18 protein-coding genes and 1 tRNA gene are annotated in these 20,598 nt (G+C 58.1%); 14 read left to right on the plus strand and 5 right to left on the minus strand.

What is annotated here, in order from left to right; genetic code table 11:
• The first annotated feature begins 380 nt into the window (after positions 1-380).
• Positions 381-611: an integrase core domain-containing protein gene (locus tag E5J99_RS22335; protein ID WP_135499456.1), complete on the plus strand. Its 231-nt coding sequence runs from the start codon at positions 381-383 to the stop codon at positions 609-611.
• A 237-nt stretch (positions 612-848) separates the two neighbouring features.
• On the opposite strand, the gene E5J99_RS19315 is transcribed toward E5J99_RS22335, so the two are convergent.
• A tRNA-Met gene (locus E5J99_RS19315) sits at positions 849-921 on the minus strand.
• Between the two features lie 244 nt (positions 922-1,165).
• On the opposite strand from E5J99_RS19315, the gene E5J99_RS19320 reads away from it, so the two are divergent.
• A complete protein-coding gene (locus tag E5J99_RS19320; protein WP_245319120.1) occupies positions 1,166-2,344 on the plus strand; it encodes an alpha/beta hydrolase in 1,179 nt (392 codons plus the stop codon).
• 68 nt (positions 2,345-2,412) lie between these two features.
• Here E5J99_RS19320 and E5J99_RS19325 read toward each other — a convergent pair whose 3' ends face one another.
• Entirely contained in the window at positions 2,413-4,287 is a 1,875-nt protein-coding gene (locus E5J99_RS19325) for a BamA/TamA family outer membrane protein (protein WP_135499457.1), read from the minus strand.
• Between the two features lie 148 nt (positions 4,288-4,435).
• On the opposite strand from E5J99_RS19325, the gene hemW reads away from it, so the two are divergent.
• The 4 genes from hemW to E5J99_RS19345 all read left to right on the plus strand — a co-directional run bounded on the left by hemW (position 4,436) and on the right by E5J99_RS19345 (position 7,722).
• Positions 4,436-5,578: a radical SAM family heme chaperone HemW gene (hemW, locus tag E5J99_RS19330; protein WP_135499458.1), complete on the plus strand. Its 1,143-nt coding sequence runs from the start codon at positions 4,436-4,438 to the stop codon at positions 5,576-5,578.
• 231 nt (positions 5,579-5,809) lie between these two features.
• Positions 5,810-6,229, plus strand: coding sequence for a hypothetical protein (locus tag E5J99_RS19335; RefSeq protein ID WP_135499459.1), 420 nt, complete (start codon positions 5,810-5,812; stop codon positions 6,227-6,229).
• 30 nt (positions 6,230-6,259) lie between these two features.
• Positions 6,260-6,934, plus strand: a complete 675-nt coding sequence (locus tag E5J99_RS19340; RefSeq protein WP_135499460.1) for an alpha/beta fold hydrolase — start codon at positions 6,260-6,262, stop codon at positions 6,932-6,934.
• 20 nt (positions 6,935-6,954) lie between these two features.
• Positions 6,955-7,722: a cyclase family protein gene (locus E5J99_RS19345; protein WP_135499461.1), complete on the plus strand. Its 768-nt coding sequence runs from the start codon at positions 6,955-6,957 to the stop codon at positions 7,720-7,722.
• Positions 7,723-7,820: 98 nt separating this feature from the next.
• On the opposite strand, the gene rpmA is transcribed toward E5J99_RS19345, so the two are convergent.
• Both rpmA and rplU read right to left on the minus strand, forming a co-directional pair.
• Positions 7,821-8,099, minus strand: a complete 279-nt coding sequence (gene rpmA / locus E5J99_RS19350) for a 50S ribosomal protein L27 (RefSeq protein WP_135499462.1) — start codon at positions 8,097-8,099, stop codon at positions 7,821-7,823.
• Between the two features lie 109 nt (positions 8,100-8,208).
• Complete coding sequence (gene rplU / locus E5J99_RS19355) at positions 8,209-8,514, minus strand: 50S ribosomal protein L21 (RefSeq protein WP_135499463.1); 306 nt, start codon at positions 8,512-8,514, stop codon at positions 8,209-8,211.
• Between the two features lie 493 nt (positions 8,515-9,007).
• Here rplU and E5J99_RS19360 point away from each other — a divergent pair, with 493 nt between their 5' ends.
• The 8 genes from E5J99_RS19360 to E5J99_RS19390 all read left to right on the plus strand — a co-directional run bounded on the left by E5J99_RS19360 (position 9,008) and on the right by E5J99_RS19390 (position 18,798).
• Positions 9,008-9,967 carry a ribonucleoside-diphosphate reductase small subunit gene (locus E5J99_RS19360; RefSeq protein WP_135499464.1) on the plus strand — a complete coding sequence of 320 codons (960 nt, stop codon included), beginning with the start codon at positions 9,008-9,010 and terminating at the stop codon, positions 9,965-9,967.
• Between the two features lie 413 nt (positions 9,968-10,380).
• Positions 10,381-11,133, plus strand: coding sequence for a hypothetical protein (locus tag E5J99_RS19365; RefSeq protein WP_135499465.1), 753 nt, complete (start codon positions 10,381-10,383; stop codon positions 11,131-11,133).
• A 149-nt stretch (positions 11,134-11,282) separates the two neighbouring features.
• On the plus strand, positions 11,283-11,450 hold the full coding sequence (locus tag E5J99_RS21445; protein ID WP_167852242.1) for a hypothetical protein: 168 nt from the start codon (positions 11,283-11,285) through the stop codon (positions 11,448-11,450).
• A gap of 353 nt (positions 11,451-11,803) precedes the next feature.
• Positions 11,804-14,185 (plus strand): ribonucleoside-diphosphate reductase subunit alpha, encoded by a 2,382-nt coding sequence (locus E5J99_RS19370; RefSeq protein ID WP_135499466.1) that lies wholly within the window; start codon positions 11,804-11,806, stop codon positions 14,183-14,185.
• 70 nt (positions 14,186-14,255) lie between these two features.
• Positions 14,256-15,089, plus strand: a complete 834-nt coding sequence (locus tag E5J99_RS19375) for a DUF3800 domain-containing protein (RefSeq protein ID WP_135499467.1) — start codon at positions 14,256-14,258, stop codon at positions 15,087-15,089.
• A 2,115-nt stretch (positions 15,090-17,204) separates the two neighbouring features.
• Positions 17,205-17,654: a hypothetical protein gene (locus tag E5J99_RS19380; protein ID WP_135499468.1), complete on the plus strand. Its 450-nt coding sequence runs from the start codon at positions 17,205-17,207 to the stop codon at positions 17,652-17,654.
• A gap of 278 nt (positions 17,655-17,932) precedes the next feature.
• The gene (locus E5J99_RS19385; RefSeq protein WP_135499469.1) at positions 17,933-18,379 is read left to right on the plus strand and encodes a hypothetical protein; all 447 of its coding nucleotides are present in this window, start codon (positions 17,933-17,935) and stop codon (positions 18,377-18,379) included.
• 5 nt (positions 18,380-18,384) lie between these two features.
• Positions 18,385-18,798 carry an STAS/SEC14 domain-containing protein gene (locus E5J99_RS19390; protein WP_135499470.1) on the plus strand — a complete coding sequence of 138 codons (414 nt, stop codon included), beginning with the start codon at positions 18,385-18,387 and terminating at the stop codon, positions 18,796-18,798.
• 224 nt (positions 18,799-19,022) lie between these two features.
• Here the strand turns inward: E5J99_RS19390 and E5J99_RS19395 are convergent, their stop codons facing one another.
• Entirely contained in the window at positions 19,023-20,069 is a 1,047-nt protein-coding gene (locus tag E5J99_RS19395; RefSeq protein ID WP_135499471.1) for a S41 family peptidase, read from the minus strand.
• Positions 20,070-20,598 lie beyond the last annotated feature (529 nt).

Raw genomic sequence — 20,598 nt, forward strand, 5'->3', positions numbered from 1 at the left:
TTGCGTGGCTGAGCGGAATACGGCGCAGGCCACAGTAAAATGGCAATTCACCCTGGAAAAAGCCCGCGTCAAACTCGACCGCCACTATCAAAAGATTAGGACAGCTAACTTGCCTGACTAAGCACTAGTAGCCGTTTGAGACAGGTAACTTAAGGCGTACACCCCGCACACGACCGACTCCACCCACGGGTCGCTCGACCAGCCCAAGCCCGCCTAGGCTAACCGGATGTGGGTGTCTGACGTTACATATCTGCCCCTAGCGGATGGCACCTGGGGCCATGTGTGCGCCTTTCAGGATATGGCCAGCATTAGGGTCGTGGGCTGGCAGGGGGCGCGTCCATGCCCGATAGAATTCGTTACCTCGGCCTTGCAACGGGCGTTTGCGGCCCAGTCCGCCCCGGACCTGGTGGTCCACTCCGACTGGGGCGGCCGAAAACTTGTGGTCGCGCTTCAAAACGCAGGAACTCGAACGTCAGGAGTGGCCCGTCTTCACCGACCTGGCTAACGCGCAAGCCAGCGCGGCCGAGTATTTTAACTATTACAATTACGAGCGCCTGCATTCCAGTATTGGCTACCAGACGCCGTATCTCACTCACCAACAACTCCTTTAAGTTAGTGCCATAAACTGTCCAGCGTAATCGGACCGTCTCAGAATGGCACAACCGGTCTGATTGACACTTAAACAATATAATATATGCGCCAGAAGCAGCGGCCAAGGGAACGAGCCAATGGAAACCCGTAACAGCGCAGGTTGAATAATGAAGTGACGAGGCAGTCTGGGTTTGTCCTACAAACTGTCCCACAGACAAAAGAAAAGGGCGTTTCCGTATTGGAAACGCCCTTTTAGGTAGCGGGGACAGGACTCGAACCTGTGACCTTTGGGTTATGAGCCCAACGAGCTACCAACTGCTCCACCCCGCACTGTTTAGTGATGCAAATGTAAGAGGGTTTTTCGGAAATGCTTCACTTGCCTGCTAAAATCACCCCTAATCCGTGTATTCAGCCTGATAGTCAGGGCAAATGTTTTTGTACTGTGGTAAATGATAAACTGAAAGCCTAGTACATATAATAAAAAATATACTACATAAGCTAGGTATTATACAAACCTTATTCTCAGGCTGGCGTAAGCTCATTTTAATTTTAGCGTATTCACAACCCTGATCCTATGACACCTTCTTTCCTACCAACGATTGGCCGCCCGGCTGGCTTTGCAGCCGCTTTGTTTCTAGCTGGTCTTGGTCTTACCTCTTGCGGCGACGCGAAAACGGCTGAGCAGTCGGCTGATGGCAGCACCATGACCACCTCGGATACGACAACTACTATGGCCGGCGCGGATGGCATGGCAGCCGGTGCCAAACCCGTGAAACCCGCTGGTCCCGCGCCGGAATGGGCTCCCACTATTGGCCCGGAAATGCAAACAGTTATCGAGAAGCTCGCCAGTCTGAGCGGCCCCACTCCGCCTGAGAAGCTCACGCCGGCTGAAGTCCGCAAAGGCCCTTCCGCCACTGATGCCACTATGGCCGTGATGAAGGACTTCAGCATTCCGACGCCACCTTCGCCCTTGGATACGATGACCAAGGAAGTAGCACCCGGAGTGCGCGCCCGCATCTACACGCCCAAGGGTGCCACTGGTCCGCTGCCAGTAGTAGTATATTATCACGGTGGCGGCTGGGTTATTGCTAACCTCGACACTTATGATCCGTCGGTGCGGGCTTTAGCGGAGAAAACCAACGCTATTTTTGTGTCGGTGGCCTACCGGCAGGCTCCGGAGAACAAGTTTCCTACGGCGCACAACGATTCGTTTGCCGCCTACCAGTGGGTAGTGAAAAACGCGGCCTCCATCAAAGGTGATCCTACACGCATAGCCGTGGCTGGCGAAAGCGCCGGGGGTAACCTGGCCGCCGCCGTTTGCATGATGGCCCGCGACAAAGGCGTGATGCAGCCCAAGCACCAGCTGCTGGTGTATCCGATAGCCGATTACAGCATGAATACGCCTTCGTACCAGAAGAATGCGGCGGCTAAGCCCTTGAGCAAGCCGTTTATGGCGTGGTTCTTCAAGCACTACCTGCGCACTCCCGCCGATGGCAACAGCCCGATGATTTCGCTGGTGAAGGCTCCCAACGTGAAAGGTCTGGCTCCGGCCACTGTCATCACCGCTGGCATTGACCCGCTGATGAGCGAGGGGAAGATGTATGCCGACAAGCTCCAAGCTGCCGGCATTGCGGTGAAATACCAGAACTACGACAACGTAACCCACGAATTCTTCGGCATGGGCGGCGTGGTGCCTCAAGCAGCGGCAGCGCAGGACCTCGCCGCCGGCGAGTTGAAAAATGCGTTGAAGTAAGGCGGACGCACTGCCGGAAGGCGACATCACAAGGCTCGTTCCTGATTTGGGGGCGGGCCTTGTGGCGTTTAGAAGCGGCTGGTGATGCCGAAGTGAATCTTAGAGTTGCTGAGCGACATGCGCTGATTGGCAGAGCGCCCTACCGAATACACGAACTGAAACAAACCCGCACCGGTGCGGAAGCTCAGGCCCGCGCCCAGGCCGGTGGGAGTGTCACTGGTTTTGTCATTCTGCAAATCGCGCCGCAGGTAGGCTTGGTCGGCAAACAGGAAGACAAAGGAGTCGGCCCCGGTGAACTGGCGGAATTCTACGGTGCTCACCCCGTAGGTATTGGCATAGAACGCATACTCATTGAAGCCCCGCAGCGTGGCCAGCCCCCCAATGCGGAACATGTCATTCAAAAACAGCCGCTGGTTCAGCAGGGCCTCACCGCGCAGGCGCGTGAGCAGCACACCTGCGCGGCCAATGCGGAAGTAGCGCTCCAGCCGCAGCCCCAGCATGACCTGCGTAGAGCGGAGCAGCACCCGGTTGTAGAGCGTGTCGTTCAGCTCCGAATTCTTGCTGATGCGCTTGGTGCCCACGGCTGCCTGTGCGGCGGCCAGCAGCCCCCGCCGTGGGAACAACAGGTCGTCGAGACTATTCCAGTTGTAGTCGAGGCCATAGGAAGTGTACTCGGAGTCAATGTTCTGGGGCAGCACCGTGAGGGTCTTGAGCGTCCCGGCCGTGTCGGCAAGCAGACGGGAGCTGCGGCGCTCGGTGAAAAACGTGATGCGCCCGGCGCGCACGGTGGGGTAAGTAAGCTGCAGCCGGGGCTGGAGCGTCAGGAACGAGTTTGCCTGCTTATACAGATTGAACGTGGCACCCAGCTCCAGCGGCGTCCCGAAAAAGTTAGGATGCACGTAGTGCGCATCGAGCAGCTGCGAAGCCACATCCAGCTTGCGCCACTGCAACCCTATCTGCTTGCCACCCCCGCTAAGGTTGCGCAGATTAATGGTCACGTCGCCGGTGATTTGCAGCTTTTTCTGGCCCGGTCCCGGTGTGGGATTGGGCAGCACGCCCACAATGGCATCAAACTGATTCGATGGCCGGTCTTCCAGCAACAGGTAGATGCGCGCCCGTCCTTGGGCAAACCGGACTTCCGGCTCGGCTTTCACCTGCAAGTACGGCAGCTGGCGCAGCAGCCGGCTGATGGCGGCTACGCGCTGCTGGCTGTAGGGCTGGTTAGGAAAAATCTGTAGATACTTGGTCAGAAACCGTTTGCGGGTCTTAGTCTTGCCCACAATCTGAAGGGAGTCGAACACAATGGCCCGCCCCCGGTCCAGCACCACGCGGCCCGTAATATCGGCCCCGCGCAGCTCCACCGAATCCAGACGCACGGTAGCGAAAGGGTAGCCCTGATTTTCGGCCTCCACCAGAATGCGCTGCTGGAGCCGGGCCCATTCGCCGGGCTCGAAGGGCTTGCCGGTGAAAAACCGCTCACGGTAGCCTGCCCGCGTCAGCAGCCCGTCGCCCAGGTTACCATTGCGCAGGCGGGCCCACCGGAACTTCTCGCCCACGTAGAGTTGCACCCGCAATGTGTCGTGGCCCCAGCGCAGGCCGTCGGCCGAGGCCGTGAGGTAGGCATCGGCCTGCAGGGCCTGCACCACTTCCCGCACCTCCCGAAAAGCCGCCAAGGAGTCAGAAACGGTAGTGCGGTAGCGGTAGCGCCGCATCACAGCACGGTCGGCAGCTTCTGTTTCGAGGCGAATAAACTTCCGATTAGCCACGCGCAGGGCCCGCCGGGTAGTATCGGGGGCCGCCGGGCGGGTGGGCGGTACGGCGGGCGTCTGCAGCGGGGGCTGGTTGGGGACCGGGGCAGTGGAGGTTTGCGCCCGCGCGCTGCCCGGCCAGCCGAAAGTCAGCCAGAGGCAAAGCAGCAGGAAAGCAGGGGCGCGGGCGTACATTTGGAAACACAAACGCGAAACCGCGCTTTTAATTTCCCGAAAGTACGGGGTGGGGTCATTTCCTGCGCGGCTTCGGTGAACGAACCACCGGGCCGCCACTGTTTTCTGTCGTCAGGCAGCTCCCGGCCGGGCGCTCATTTCTTTTTTCATGCCTGGAATTTACCTCCACATTCCTTTCTGCAAGCAAGCCTGCCACTACTGCGACTTTCATTTCAGCACCTCCATGAGCCTGAAAGGACAGCTGGTGGAGGCCTTGGTGCGGGAGCTGGAAATCCGCCGCGACTACCTCGGGCCCGCCGCCACGCTCGATACGATTTACTTCGGTGGCGGTACGCCCTCGTTGCTGACAGCGGCAGAGCTGGACACCCTTTTCAGCGCTATTCACCACCATTTTCAGGTGTCGCCGCAGGCGGAAATCACGCTGGAAGCCAACCCGGACGACCTCACGCCCCAGAAGCTACGGGAGTTGGCGGCCTCACCCATCAACCGGCTGAGCATTGGGCTGCAAAGCTTCCACGAGCCCCACCTGCGCCTGATGAACCGGGCGCACTCAGCTACGGAGTCGACTTCGGCCGTACGCGCCGCTCAGGATGCCGGCTTCGAGAACATTTCGGTGGACTTGATTTATGGCGTACCGGCCCCCGACCACAGGCTCTGGGAGCAGGATATGGCGGCGGCCTTTGCCCTGAACGTGCCCCACCTCTCCTGCTACGCCCTCACCATTGAGCCCGACACCGTGTTCGGGCGGCGCCTGCGCAAGGGCACCTTTGCCGCGCCCCCCGATGAGTTTGTGGCGCAGCAGTTTGAGCTGCTGCTGGCCAACCTGCCGAGCCAGGGCTACGAGCAGTACGAAATTTCCAACTTCTGCCGGCCTGGGCGGGAGTCGCGCCACAACGCTAACTACTGGCGTGGCGTGCCCTACCTGGGCCTGGGCCCGAGTGCCCACTCCTTCGATGGCCATAGCCGGCAGTACGCAGTGGCCAACAATCCCCACTATGTAGCCGCCGTGCTGGAACGTGGCGAAGTACCGGCCACGCACGAAACTCTCTCGCCCACCGACCGCGCGAACGAATACCTGATGACATCGTTGCGCACGGCCCGGGGCTGCGACCTTGACTACCTGCACCACACCCTGGGCATCGACCTGCGCACCGACCGTGCCGCTTACCTCCACGAGCTACAGCACACTGGCTGGGCCACGCTACAGGGCCCACGACTGATGCTCACCAACCGCGGCAAGCTATTGGCCGACCAGATTACGCTGGAGTTGTTTCTGGAGCCTGAAAGGTAGCAGGTTGCCCGTAGCCTGTGTGGCCAGTAGCGCTCTTGGGGTAGTGCGGCCTTCTTCGAACGTCATGCTGTCCACACGGCCTACTGTAGGCCCAAAGCACGGGAAAGCTACTTTCTTTATCTGCGCATAAATACTTTCCTGCCAGCGCCTTGCCATTCTTCGTAGGGCTATAAGCAGCAGAACCCGCATATTTCGCGTAGTTGGCTTTGTGCTTTTACGTATGTTCAAGGGATGAAACGCCTCGTTGATGCCCTCGTGGATGACACCGACTTTTTTGTCGAACAGATCCAGATTACCGCTATTGTTTTTGACAACACCGACGACGTAACGGTGTGGGCCACCACGCTTTTCGACGAAGACCTGCATTTTTTCCACCTGGGCCTGCAGTTTCCTACCCTCGATCTGCTGCTGCGCCTAGCGGGCTCGCGCGCCGAGACGTTGCAGGAGGATGTAGCGGAAGCGCTGGCTACCGTCACGGAGTGGCCCTGCCTGCTCGAATACACGACCGAAGAGAAGCCGCCCGTGCCCCTGGACGGAGTGGCCATGAAGCTCTCCTGCACCTACCCTGCCGACGAGCCGGAAGAGGACGAGGACAGCATGCCGCACAACATCTTCTACCTCGAAGGAGTGTTCATGCGTCTGGAGCCGTGACCCTATAGCCACTCCTGCCCCTGCTATTCCGTGCCCAACGCTGCTTCCGCCCGTGTTTTTTACCTGCTCCCCGGTCTCGGGGCCGATGAGCGGGTTTTCCGAGACCTGCTACCACTGCTGAAAGGCGACGCACACACACTACCGTGGCTGCTGCCGGAGCCCCGGGAAACCCTGCCGCACTACGCAGGCCGCATAGCCGAGCGTATTCCACCGGAGCAGCCGTGCTTTGTGGCAAGCGTATCGTTTGGCGGTATTGTAGCCCTGGAAATCGGGCGGCGGCGGCCCCGGGCGCAGATAGTACTGATTTCAAGGGTCCCTGATGCCGACGCGCTGCCCTGGCTGTTGCGGCTGGCCCGTGCTACTGGTGTCTATAAGCTGGTACCCCCGCAGTTGCTGAAGCTGTTTCCCCGCGCCGGACAGTGGTATTTCGGCGTCAACAGCGGGAACGACTATCTGCTCTTCAAACAAATTCTGTTTGATACCGACCCCATGTATGCCCGCTGGGCCATTGACCGGCTGCTACGCTGGAACAGCCGCGGAGTCGGGCCGGCCCTCCGCATCCACGGTACCCACGACCGGGTGTTGCCGCGTGGCTCCGCCCCCATCGAGTACCTGATTCAGGGCGGCACCCACTTTATGATTCTGAGCCGGGCCGGGGAAATAAGCCGAATTCTGAATAGTCTGCCCATTAGTCCGGCTCGTTAACCCTTGACTGCCCCCCGAAGATGCCTGCTACTTACTCCCACCAAGGCCTCGCCTACTCCTTTGACCCCGCCGCTCCGCTGGATATTTCGCTGCCGTTGGCTGCTGGTCCCGGGCAGGTGAACTGCTTCTGGGCCGAGCCGGTGCAGGTAGATGTCATTCGCGTCGGCAGCTTTGTGGGCAGCGTGGCCCTTGGTGGCAGTACCAATTATCAGCGCGTACACCTCACGCCCCACGGCAACGGCACCCACACCGAATGCTACGGCCACATCAGCCCCGCACCAGAGGCCACTTTGAACCGCTGCCTGCTACGATTTTTATTCGTGGCTCAACTTGTATCTGTAGCACCCCGAGTGCAGCCCAACGGCGACTTTGTGGTGATGCTAGCCGACGTGCAACCTCTGCTGGAAGCCGCCGCCGCTACACCCGAAGCCGTAGTTCTGCGCACGTTGCCCAACGACGATGCCAAGCGCCAGCGCCACTACTCCGGCACCAACCCCACGTACCTAGAGCCCGCCCTGGCCCATTACCTGGTAGCTCGGAACGTGCAACACCTGTTGCTCGATCTACCCAGCGTTGACCGGGAAGAAGACAGCGGAGAGCTCCTAGCTCACCACGCCTTTTGGCAATATCCGGCGCAAACCCGCACCCACTGCACCATCACAGAGCTCATCTTCGTACCCAACTCTGTTTCTGATGGTCTGTACCTGCTTAACCTGCAGGTAACCAGCCTGGAGCTGGATGCCAGTCCCAGCAAGCCGGTACTCTACCAGTTGCGTCCTATAGCGTAAGTCCACTAGGAGGCTTACGGCAACGCAAAAAGGGACAGCCCGGTAGGACTATCCCTTTTTCTACTTCAAACAGCTTTGGAAAGCTGTAAGGCAGTTAGTTACGCGGCAGCTACAGCTGTTTCAGTTACCGGAACGACCGTTACGAACGAGCGGTCTTTGCGGCCCTTGCGGAACTGTACCGTACCGTCGATCATAGCGAACAGCGTGTGGTCCTTGCCGATACCCACGTTCTGGCCGGGGTGGTGCTTGGTGCCGCGCTGACGCACGATGATGTTGCCGGCAATGATGTCTTGACCACCGAAAATCTTCACGCCCAGACGCTTAGAATGTGATTCGCGGCCGTTGTTGGAGCTACCTACGCCTTTCTTGTGTGCCATTGTATTTAGTGCTTAGTGCTTGGTTGTCAGTGCTTAGAGTATCGTGTCGGGGCCGTGCGTGCTCGAAGGATATGAGCGAAGCAGGAAGCACCAACAACTAAGCACCAAACTACCCGATGCTGTTGATCATTACTTTGGTAAACTGCTGACGGTGACCGTTCAGCTTCTTGTAGCCCTTCCGGCGCTTCTTCTTGAATACAAGCACCTTGTCGCCCTTTACGTGCGACAGGATAGTGCCCATCACGGCTACGTCCAGCAGGGGCGAGCCAATGGTGATGGTGCCCTCGCTTTCGGTCAGCATGGCTTTACCCAGCTCAACCTTGTCGCCGACATTGCCAGCCAAGCGGTGAGCGTATACAAATTTATTGGCTTCGACCTTAGTCTGCTTCCCGGCTATGTTGACAATTGCGTACATCGGCGTCTTCGCGTTTTCTGAAAATTGGAAGGCAAAAGTACAAGTACCATTTCACAAAACCAAACCTAACTCACTAATCGTCATTCAGTCGGGCCACTATCCTGGTCCTTCAGCTTGCGCAACGGTTAGGGCAAAGTAGCCTTAGGGAACGCCCAAGCGGGTGTACGCATAGCAAATTTGTGGATAAGTAGGATTGTCCACAGGCAAATTGTGGATAACTTTCCCGAAAAGGCCTGTTTTTGGTACTCTTGTGCCGATTTTCAAGTTTCTATCCGAGGCCTAAATTTTTATTCATGCATAAAAATTAGCGGAGAAAAAACGTCAAAAGGGTAAGGTCTTCCCGCCGCCTGGGTTTATATTTGGTGCTCCGACCAGGCTTTGGCCACCCTGAAAAGACGCCAAACATTTTTGTCCGGCGCGGGGTTGGCTAGCTGTTATTCCTGTCTTGCTCAGGTTTTGTCAGAAGCTCCTTCCACATCTTATCTTGCCCACTATGGAACCCTTGCTCGTCGAGAATCCCAACCGCTTTGTGCTCTTTCCCATCCAGAACGATGCGGTGTGGCAGATGTACAAAAAGGCCGAAGCCTCCTTCTGGACGGCCGAGGAAATCGACCTTTCCCAGGACCAGAAGGACTGGGAAAACCTCAACGACAACGAGCGACACTTCATCTCGCACGTGCTGGCCTTCTTCGCGGCCTCCGATGGCATCGTGAACGAGAACCTGGCCGTCAACTTCATGCAGGAAGTGCAGATGCCCGAAGCGCGCTGCTTCTACGGTTTCCAGATTATGATGGAAAACATTCACTCGGAGACTTACTCCCTGCTGATTGATACCTACATCAAAAACCCCCAGGAGAAAGACCGCCTTTTCAACGCACTGGAAACCGTGCCCTGCGTGAAGAAAAAGGGCGAATGGGCGCTGAAGTGGATCAACTCGGAAGACTTTGCCGAGCGCATCATTGCCTTTGCCGCCGTGGAAGGCATCTTCTTCTCCGGCTCGTTCTGCTCCATTTTCTGGCTCAAGAAGCGCGGCCTGATGCCCGGCCTGACTTTCTCCAACGAGTTGATTTCCAGAGACGAGGGCCTGCACTGCGACTTCGCCTGCCTCCTGTACAGCTACTTACAAAATAAGCTCTCGGAGGAGCGCGTGCACAGCATCATCCGCGACGCGGTGCAGATTGAGCAGGAGTTCGTGACCGATGCGCTGCCCGTGAACCTGATCGGGATGAATGCCAAGAGCATGGCCCAGTACATCGAGTTCGTGGCCGACCGTCTGCTCCAGAGCCTGGGCTACAGCAAGATCTACGGCTCTTCCAACCCCTTCGACTTCATGGAGATGATTTCGCTGCAGGGCAAAACCAACTTCTTCGAGAAGCGCGTGGCCGAGTACCAGAAGGCCGGCGTGATGAGCGAGCGGACCGAAAACGCCTTCTCGCTCAACGAGGACTTTTAAGCTCCCCGCAACCCCTATTTCAGCCCGGCTCATCCGCAAGGAGGGCCGGGCTTTCTGTTGCCCGCGCAAGAACCTCTGGTTCCTACCGTTACTGGCTCTATGGCTATAATAGCCCAACTAAAAAGTATAGGCCGTAGGCTAAGACTACAGACTTGTTCCTGAAGTAGGAACCGATGCTAAAATTCGGCTGTCCTGCTCATCTGGCGTCCGCTTGTCGAAGCATCTCTACCGCAATGCTACTTACCACTGCGGTAGAGATGCTTCGACAAGCGGACGCCAGATGAGCAGGACGTTCTTTTTCGTTTCGCTTTATTCAGGAACGAGTCTTACGACTACCGCTACTCAATATCTGGCTGGCTGCTTTTGCCCTGACAACCAATCAGTATCTCATTCAAGGATTTTGCCAACCGGTTATGTGGGCTGGTGTTGTCTTTACGCTGAGCATCGGGGCTTTCCTGGTCTGGCCCTGGCTCGGCATGGCTTCGCGGGCGGTACGCTACGGGGCACTGTTTCTGCAGGGTGTGGCCTTCACGGTGTGCGCTTACTGCGCGTGGTTTATCAGCTTACAGCCAGAGCTGTATACCCTCTGGATATTCCTCTTCTGGTTGGTTCTGCCACTGCTGGTTTGGGTTCCCGCATTCTTTGGCGGGCAGCTGCTGTGGCGGGTAGCGCGGCTGCGGCTGCCCGGCAAGTGGCTGGTATTCGTAGTAGGCGTGTTTGCCCTGGCACCCGCGCTGTGGTGGGCCCGCCAGCAATATCAGCAGCTGGAGAGAGTGTTGGCTGAGCTGCCGCTGGCGCAACGCAAGTCGCTGCCGGTACTGGTGCGCACGTTGCCGCGCACTTACATGCTGGAACGAGTGGCCGGCGTTAATTTTATCTACCATACCTCGCCGGAATTTATCTTTGACGGCTGGCGGCCGCCGCTGCATGACCCGCTACTGGTTATTTGCCGGCAGCTACACCGGAAGTCTGGGCTGCTCAACGCCGATTATCACTTCCTGCTAGCTCTCAACGACAGTGAGTATCGTCGTTGGCTTCACCCCAGCCTGCAGCTCTACCACAGCCTGTTTCCGACCCGCCCGGTAAAGGCCGACTGCGTATGCTCCCGTAATCGGGATGGGCTCAGCTACCGCCGCTGGAACCATAATCCGTCAGACCGGCCCTGAGCTTTTTTCTCCTTTCTTCGGTGCGAATGGATGCTCTTCCCGCAGCTCAAGCAAAAGCCAACGCCGCCATTGCCCAACACCTGGGCCTATGGTCGGTGACGCAGCAAGAAGCGCTAAGACAGGACTAGGGCTTTGCAACCTATTGCTTCGTGCAGGAAGCCTACACGCTTGCCGTAAGCTACCCGGTCAACTGGTCGACGCAAACCCTGGCAGAAGCGCTGGCAAACGTACAAGACGCTTTGCAAGACGCCTATCCGTTTCTCAACCAGGAAAGCATCGACCGGCTGAAGGGCTGCTTTGCTTACGCCTGGAAATAAACGCCCCCAACAAGCCTAAACACATGCGGACCGGCGTCAACAAGATGCGCCGCATCGGCTGGAGCATATCGTCCCGCACTATCAAATCTGCGGCAGATTGCCAACCCTATTTGCAGCTTCATTTTGCCGGGTAGCGATGCCCCACCAATCTCGAAAAAGGCCCTGAACAATACCGTTTTAGCCATATGTGGAAAACTTCTAAACTTTCCGTTTGTCGTACCCAACGGAAGCCGATAACTTCCGCATCAAGAACACCGGAGTAGCTCCGTTTCCACCCTCTTTCTGAACGTAGCGCCCGCCCTTGCCCGGCGTGGTGTACTCTTTCCTACAACCCAACACAACTTCCCTCGCTCATGCTGGTACTCAAACGCGACGGCCGCCGCGAATCCGTGAAATTCGATAAAGTCACGGCGCGCATCGAAAAGCTCTGCTACGGGCTCAATCAGAACTTTATTTCCCCCATTGAGGTGGCCAAGAAGGTCATCGACGGAATTTATGACGGCGTGACGACCGTGGAGCTGGACAACCTGGCCGCCGAAACCGCCGCCTCGCTCACCACCAAGCACCCCGACTACGCCATCCTGGCCGCCCGCATTGCCGTCAGCAACCTGCACAAGGTCACGTCCAAGTCGTTCAGCAGCACCATGAAGCGGCTGTATACCTACGAAGACCCCAAGACCGGCGAAAATGCCTCGCTGATTGCCAAGGACGTGTGGGAAATCATCCACAACCACGCCGCCACCCTGGACTCGGCCATCATCTACGACCGCGACTACAACTACGACTTCTTCGGCTTCAAGACGCTGGAGCGCTCGTACCTGCTGCGCCTGGAGGGCAAGGTGGTGGAGCGGCCCCAGCACATGCTGATGCGCGTGTCGGTGGGCATCCACAAGGACGATATCGACTCGGTTATCAAGACCTACAATCTGCTGAGCGAGCGGTGGTTTACCCACGCCACGCCCACGCTGTTCAATGCCGGCACGCCGAAGCCGCAGATGTCGTCGTGCTTCCTGCTGACGATGAAGGACGACTCGATTGACGGCATTTACGACACGCTGAAGAACTGCGCGCTGATTTCGCAGTCGGCGGGCGGTATTGGCTTGTCGGTGAGCAACGTGCGGGCTACGGGTACCTACATCAAGGGCACCAACGGCAACTCCAACGGGCTGGTGCCCATGCTGAAGGTGTTCAACGACACGGCCCGCTACGTGGACCAGGGCGGCGGCAAGCGCAAGGGCGCCTTCGCCATTTACCTGGAGCCCTGGCACGCCGACATTTTCGAATTCCTGGACCTGAAGAAGAACCACGGCAAGGAGGAAATGCGCGCCCGCGACCTGTTCTACGCCCTCTGGACGCCCGACCTGTTCATGAAGCGCGTGGAGGAAAACGGCGACTGGACCCTGATGTGCCCCCACGAGTGCCCCGGCCTGGATACCACCTGGGGCCCCGAGTTCGAGAAGCTCTACGCCAAGTATGAGCGCGAGGGCCGCGGCCGCAAGACCATCAAGGCGCAGGAGCTGTGGTTCGCCATTCTGGAAAGCCAGACCGAGACGGGCACGCCCTACATGCTGTTCAAAGACGCCGCCAACGGCAAATCGAACCAGCAGAACCTGGGTACGATTAAGTCGAGCAACCTCTGCACTGAGATTATTGAGTACACCGACAAGGACGAAATTGCGGTCTGCAACCTGGCCTCGCTGGCCCTGCCCCGCTACCTCGTGACCGACGCCAAGGGCAACACCACCTTCGACCACGCTAAGCTGTACGAGGTGACCTACCAGGCCACGCTGAACCTGAACAAGGTGATTGACGTGAACTACTACCCGGTGCCCGAAACGCAGAAGTCCAACTTCCGCCACCGCCCCATCGGGCTGGGCGTGCAGGGGCTGGCCGATACGTTTATTGCCCTGCGCATGCCCTTCGAGAGCGACGAAGCCTCGGGCCTGAACAAGGACATCTTCGAAACCATCTACTTCGCGGCCATGACGGCTTCGAAGGACCTGGCCATCAAGGACGGGGCCTACGAAACCTTCCCCGGCTCGCCCCTGAGCCAGGGCAAGTTCCAGTTCGACCTCTGGAACGTGACGCCCGACTCGGGCCGCTGGGACTGGGAGAGCCTGCGCGCCGAGGTGGTGAAGCACGGGGCCCGCAACTCGCTGCTGGTGGCGCCCATGCCCACGGCCAGCACCGCCCAGATTCTGGGCAACAACGAGTCGTTTGAGCCCTACACGAGCAACATTTACGTGCGCCGCGTGCTCAGCGGCGAGTTTATGGTGGTGAACAAGCACCTGCTGAAGGACCTGGTGGCCCTGGGCCTCTGGAACGACGCCATGAAGCAGGAAATCATTGCCGCCAACGGCTCGGTGCAGGGCATTGCCCGCATCCCGCAGCACATCAAAGACCTGTACAAGACGGTGTGGGAAATCTCGCAGCGCCGCATCATCGACCAGGCCGCCGACCGCGGGGCCTACATCTGCCAGAGCCAGAGCCTGAACCTGCACGTGCTGAACGTGAACTTCGGCAAGCTCACCAGCATGCACTTCCACAGCTGGAAGAAGGGCCTGAAAACCGGCATGTACTACCTGCGCACCAAAGCCGCCGCCGACGCCATCAAGTTCACGGTGGAAAAGCAAGCCGCCGAAACCCTGGAGCCGATGGCCCTGGTGGAGCAGAACCAATCCGACATGAGCTGCTCGCTGGATAACCCGGACGGCTGCGAGGCGTGTGGGTCGTAGGGGGATTCTGGTCTATTATTAATTCAAGAAAGGAGGTCTTAAAGCCCTCCTTTCTTGCTTTTCCTACCTAATGGAATACAGAATCTATTGCGACGAATCAGTTAAAGACGGCAAGTTTTTCTCAAACTTTTACGGGGGTGTTTTGGTCCGCTCACGCGACTTGCGGCGTGTGGAGAAAGCCATAGATGCTGTTTGCGAAGAGCATCACTTCAACACCGAAATCAAGTGGCAGAAGGTTACCGCAAACTACTTGCAGAAGTACATTGCTTTGATGGATACCTTCTTCGACTTAATGGACGCTGACTTGGTGAAGGTCCGCATCATGTTCACACAGAATGCAAACCGCCCGCTCAATTTGTCGGACGAGCAGTTGCAGAATGAGTATTTCATCCTGTATTATCATTTCTTCCAGCACGCCTTTGGCTTGCCTTATAGCAATGATTCTGGTCGCCCAGTGTATGTCAGGGCTTATTTCGATTATTTGCCTGATACCTTACCCAAGCGGCAGGCATTTAAGGAATACATCAAAGGATTGCAAACAAAGCCGGAGTTTAGATTAGCACACATCAAATTCAGGAGAGATGATATTACTGAAGTTGACTCTAAAACTCACCGATTGCTACAGTTACTAGATGTTGTGCTTGGCAGTATGGCTTTTCGCCTCAATGACAAGCACCTTGAAAAGCCCGACGGTGCCCGGTACCGTGGCAAGCGGACCATTGCAAAAGAAAAGTTATACAAGCACATCAACGGGCGTATCCAAAGACTGCTTCCCGCTTTCAATTGTGGCTGTTCTACTGGCTTGCGCGGCGGTGGTCTGGAAAACCGTTGGCTCCACGCTTACAGACATTGGCTCTTCGTACCCAATGCTAAGGAGGTAGATACTACGAAGTATAAGAAATAGAAAAAGCTCCGTTCTCCCTACATAAACTTCCCAAGTGGAACTTGGGCGTTCGGGAGCTACAGAGCTTTTCTACGGGCAAAGGTGGGGAAATTCTGCTGAAATTCCACAAAGTATTTTGTAAAAACGTAAGTAGTCTTCGATAGGTTTCTAGGTATTTACCATCCAGACAGTGGTATTGACCTAAAAAGGACGGCACAATGGCCGTCCTTTTTATATAGCCTCAAGAGGCTTAAGCCACCACAGATACCGTATCCGCACTGGCAAATCCCTGATTCAAATCCTCTGCACTATTGTGAGTAGTGTAAGTTTCTTGCTTCATTGTGACCTCCTTTTTAAATGTTCTGTCTGCGTTTATTGTCAAGTTCAAGTTTATCCAGCAAATGCTTGCGTTGAAGAGCAGGATTAGCAGATATGAGCCAATCTTGCTCTTGGTTGTCGTTGAAAATTTTGGTGCAGAGGAGGGGGAAATACTGTTCTTGGGTTTAGCATCTGGGTACCAACGAGGTGGTCAAATCCAGTAACTCTTCAAAGATAGCATCTTAAGCTTCCCCCGCCGCTGCCGCCCCCGGTCGCGGCGGGTGGGCGGGTGGGGCCGGGGGGGTGGGGCCGCCCCCCCCCAACTGGCGCGAGTTTAGCCCCAACTGGCCCCAACTGGCGCGAGTTTAGCGCAGCGTAACTCGTGACTAGCCATGAGGTGGAGGTTGTACCTCCACTGCCGCGCCAGCGGCAAGCCGAAACCGCGCCGCCTGGAGAAATTCGGGCGGCGTGGTCGTTCTAACGGGGGAGGCACAGCCTCCCGGCATGAGCTGGCACGAGGTACGCTGCGCTAAACTCGCGCCAGTGGTGCCGCTCCCCTCCCCACCGTCGCTCGGCTGGGCCGAGTGACGCTTACGCTCTGAGCAGCCGGGCTACGAATCCGTCCGGGTTGCCTGCGCACGCCTTGCCCGGCTGGCGCGGGACGCTTGCGGCACAGCCGGCTCCGGCGTAGGTGGTCACCCGGCCTAGCCGAGCGACGGCGGAGTAGCTTATCCGGTGTCCTCGGCAAAAGTCACCCAATCGAAAAAAACAAATCGAATAGGTGACTTTGCCGGTGCGGCATCTACTTTGCTGGCCCGCTGCCACCTGCCTGCGGGGGCGCTACCGGGATGCCTCGCCCCCCACCTCTTTCCCGGAAACCACCGCGGCGGCTGCCTTCATTTTGCGCTGACCCAGGCGGAGCCAGGGCGCTGGCTGGGGGGGGGGGGTACCACATGTCCCGAAACGCGGCGGCTCTATGCGTTTGACGAGGAGCTGCGGCTACTGGTATTTCGGGCCCCGGGTAGGGTAGCTATAAAGTAGGGTACCCAAAAAAAATAAAACAGGTACCCTACTAACGAGTAGGGCACCTGCGGTTTTTTTTAGCAGTACCCTACTCCCGTGTGCTCCTGCGTCCTTTTCACCGACCACCGCTACGCCCTGAGCAGCTATGCTGCGAACCAGCCCGGGCTGCCGGAGCGGGTCCGGACGGCGCGGGACCAGCGCGGAAAAGTCGCTCCGCGTAGTCGTCACCCGGCATAGCCGAGCGACGGCGAAGGCAAGCATTGCTGCCAATGAAGCTGGTTAGGCAGTCGCCAAAATCAATCAGAACATCATGCTTCGACTTCGCTCAGCATGATGTTCTTTGGACTTCCTAAACAGCTTCAATACCAGCAAGCGTAACGCAAAAGTCACGCAATCGAAAAAAATAAATCGAATACGTGACTTTGTCGGTGAAGACCCCTACTTCGCCGGCCTCGCAGTCGCTCGGCTGTGCCGAGTGCCCCCCCATCTGGCGCGAGTTTAGCGCAGCGTAACTCGTGACCAGCCATGACGTGGAGGTTATACCTCCACTGCCGCAACGCGGCAAGCCGGAACCGCACCCAACTGGCGCGAGTTTAGCGCAGCGTAACTCGTGACCAGCCATTATGTGGAGGTTGTATCTCCACTGCCGCGCCAGTGGCAAGCCGAAACCGCGCCACCTGGAGAAATTCGGGCGGCGTGGTCGTTCTAACGGGGGAGGCACAGCCTCCCGGCATGAGCTGGCATGAGGTACGCTGCGCTAAACTCGCGCCAGTGGCGTAGCTTACGGAATGAAAGATGGCAGCCAATCGCACCAATGATTTGCACCTTATGAAGTACCTGATGCTGGGCATTGCCTTCGTTCTAACGCTCTCAAACGTCGAGGGTATTGCTTGTGCACCGCCTCCCAGGACATTCTCGGTAAGCCGGGATTACCTGCAAGCTTGCGAAGTAGGGACAGAGTGCAAGCCGATTATCATAAGGCGGAAAGCAGGGGAAGCAGTGGAACTGGTCTTGCCCGAGATGTTGAGAACGTCGGTTACCGTATGGGACGAAAAGAACTACGGCAAACTCTTGAAACGTAACGGTACCTATCAGCCCATTCAACGCACTGGGACTGGTAATAATGCCACTGACTTGAAGGAAACGGTACTAACCTTGGGAAAACTGAAGGACGGGACTTATTACGTTTGGCTAGCTGGTGATTCCGTAGGATGCACTTTTCAAGTGAAATTGAAAACAGAATAGCTCCTGACGTTTCCTCAGCCGCTGCCGTCCCCGGTAGCGGCTGGCGGGCTGGGGTCCTCCACTGCTGGCGCGCGGTTGTGACGCGTGACTTCCGGCACCGCGTCTCTGACGAGAATCGTTGGAGCCGGTTGTTCTCATGGCCGCGTTACAGACGCGCAACAGCCTGAGTTCGGCAGCGGCCGCAAAGCAACATACGTTGAGTACCCGGCTCTTAATTGGCCACGAGCACCGGGGAAATGGCCGTATTTTTGCGGGCGTACTACCGTAGAGGGAGGCTTATGAGCGACACTACCTTAGTCTCCGAATCGTTCGGAGCCATTCATCTGGCGCCCGAAGTGCCGAGCACGATTATTCAATGGACGGGCTTTGCCAATAGCGAACAGCTTCGCTCCCTCATGAATGAAACCCTCCGCCACTACATCAGCGAAACCAAGCGGCACAAAGGCCCCGTGGGCTGGATTGCCGATTTGCAGGGGCTGGGCGCCGTAAAACCGGCCGACCAGGAGTGGCTGCACACCGACTGGAACCCCCGGGCCTATGCCGCCGGTGTGCGCTACATGGCTTTTGTGGAAGCCGAATCGGTGTTTGGCAAGATTTCAGGGAAGCAGTATGCCACCAACGTGATGCAGAGCGAGGAATACACCTTTCACATCCGTTACCTGCCCACGATGGCCGCCGCCAAAGCGTGGCTGGCCGAAGTATTACCCATTACCCCTACAACCTAGAGTACATGCGTCAAGAATTAAGAAGCCCCTTGGAACGGACTTACCTCACGATAGAGCCCGTACCCACCGACCGCTGGATTGACGTGAACTGGATGGGCTACCTCACCGGCGACAATATCCGGACCGGGGCGGCGGCCTATACGGCCGCTCTGGCCGAGTCGGGCTACCACGCCGTACTCAACGATACCCGCGCTGTGCTGGGCCCCTGGGAGCATTCGCTCGATTGGGTGATCAATACCTGGGCACCCCAGGCCGCCGAGGCAGGCCTCACCCATTTTGCCATGATTACTACGCGCGAGTCGATGGCCGATGCCACCGCCGTGGCCTTTTATCAGCAGCTGACGTCCTTCAAAGCCGAGATGTTTTCGAATATGGAAGAGGCGAAGCAATGGCTGCGCCAGTTTTCGCTGGCCCGATAGGGCAGCGTAACTCGTGCCCAGCCTTGCGGTGGCGGTTATACTGCCACTGCCGCGCCAGAAATAACCCCAACACCGCGCCGCCTGGAGAAGTCCGGGCGGCGTTTCAGGATGGCGGAGGAGCGCAACGGCCCGGCACAGGTTGGTATGGGGTCCGAGGAGACTACACCGTGTTAAGGCGGGCCGCGCGAGCTGCTGGTAAGTGCCCCAACTGGTACTCGGTGGGCTTAGCGTTTCTGCCCGGCCTTCTGCGTTTTGAGCCACTGTAGGGCAGCCAGCACTTTGGCATCTTTGGTGGGCTCGGCGAAGTTGTCGCCGCCGGTGATGAGCACGTCGGGCAGTACGTTGGGGGCGTGGAGTTTGCCGGTGCGGTCGGCTTCCACGAGGGCGGCAATGGTCAGGAAGGTATCCTTATCGACGGGGTAGCCCGCGTTGGCGGTGGTCAGGCCATAGGTAGGCTCGCCGAAGAACCGGGTGGCCGGCCGGCCGTGCAGGCCGATGGCCACGATTTCGCCCGAGCTGGCCGTGAGGCCGCTAAGCAGCACAGCAATGGGCTTGTCGGTTCGGCGTACGGGGCAGCGGTCCTGGCTGTGGGTAGCGGCCAGCGTATCGAAGTAGAAGTCGCCGTGGCGCAGGTACCAGTTGCCGTCGGGCTTGCCGTCTTTATCGACGAAGCCGCCCAGCGGACCGTCGCCGATGAGCGTGCCCAGGCCACCGAGCATGGGGGCCATGGAGCCGCCCGTGTTCAGGCGCAGGTCGATGATCCAGGCCTTTATTTTGTTGGAGTTGATGGCGCAGAGCGAATCGCGCAAAAGCTGGGCTTCTTGGCGCATCTTTTCCAGGCTGCCGCCGGGCGAGTTGCCGGGCAGCTGTACGTAGCCAATGCGGCCTTCCAGCACCCGGACGCGGATGGTGGGCTTTTGGGCTACTGCGGCTTTTACGGCCGCATTGGCATAAGCAGCGCGGGGCTTGCGCCATTTGTAGTCTTTGCCCTTGTAGGTGAGGTAGCCGTGGTCGTCGTGCAGCTGCTCGAATATGTAGGCGTACACTGGCAGCGTTTCGCGCACGGTGCGGGCACCCTGCACTTTCTGATATACGGTGGTGCGCAGGCCGGCCCAGTCGATGTTATCTCTACCCAGGGCATTGGCTTGCAGCACGGCCAGGGTATTGTCAAGATGGGCTTTTACGGAGTCGGGAAGCGGAGCGGTGATGTTTTGAGCGGCGGCTGAGAAAGCCAGAAAACCACACAGCACGAGTCCGAGGAAGTGTTTCATGTCGGCAATATGCGAATTTGGCGACCAGCGTTGCCTGGAGCCCCCCTCTGGCGCGCGAGCAGCAGTAGCGCGAACTGTGTAGTTCGCGCTACTGCTGCGCCGATAGAACGACTGCCAACGGCGCGGGGACGCGAACTACACAGTTTGCGCTACTAGCCATTGACCTCGGAACCGCTCCAACTGGTTGGCTTCCGCCCTAAACTGGCTCCCGTCGGAGGCCACCTACGGCCGGCGGCTGGGGGGATGTTGCGTGGCCGGGCTTCAGCCGACCCGCGACATGGCCTCAGCTACGGCGCAGGTGCCTGCCAGTCGGTCGAGGGCGCGCAGGTTGGGGTTGAGCCGGGGAGTAGCGGGCGGGAACAGAGGAAGCGCAGACATGGCAGCAGGGCTTTGCAGTTGGCGCTTAGAGCCTATCCAAATAGGCATTATTTTCGGGTATGGCAACGACTCAAGAATTCATCATTTCCGATGCCTTGTGGGAGCGTCTGCGGCCGCTGCTGCCGGTGCATACCCCGAAGGCTCATCCCCT

The organism is Hymenobacter elongatus, assembly GCF_004745955.1.
In the GTDB taxonomy this organism is placed as follows: domain Bacteria; phylum Bacteroidota; class Bacteroidia; order Cytophagales; family Hymenobacteraceae; genus Hymenobacter; species Hymenobacter elongatus.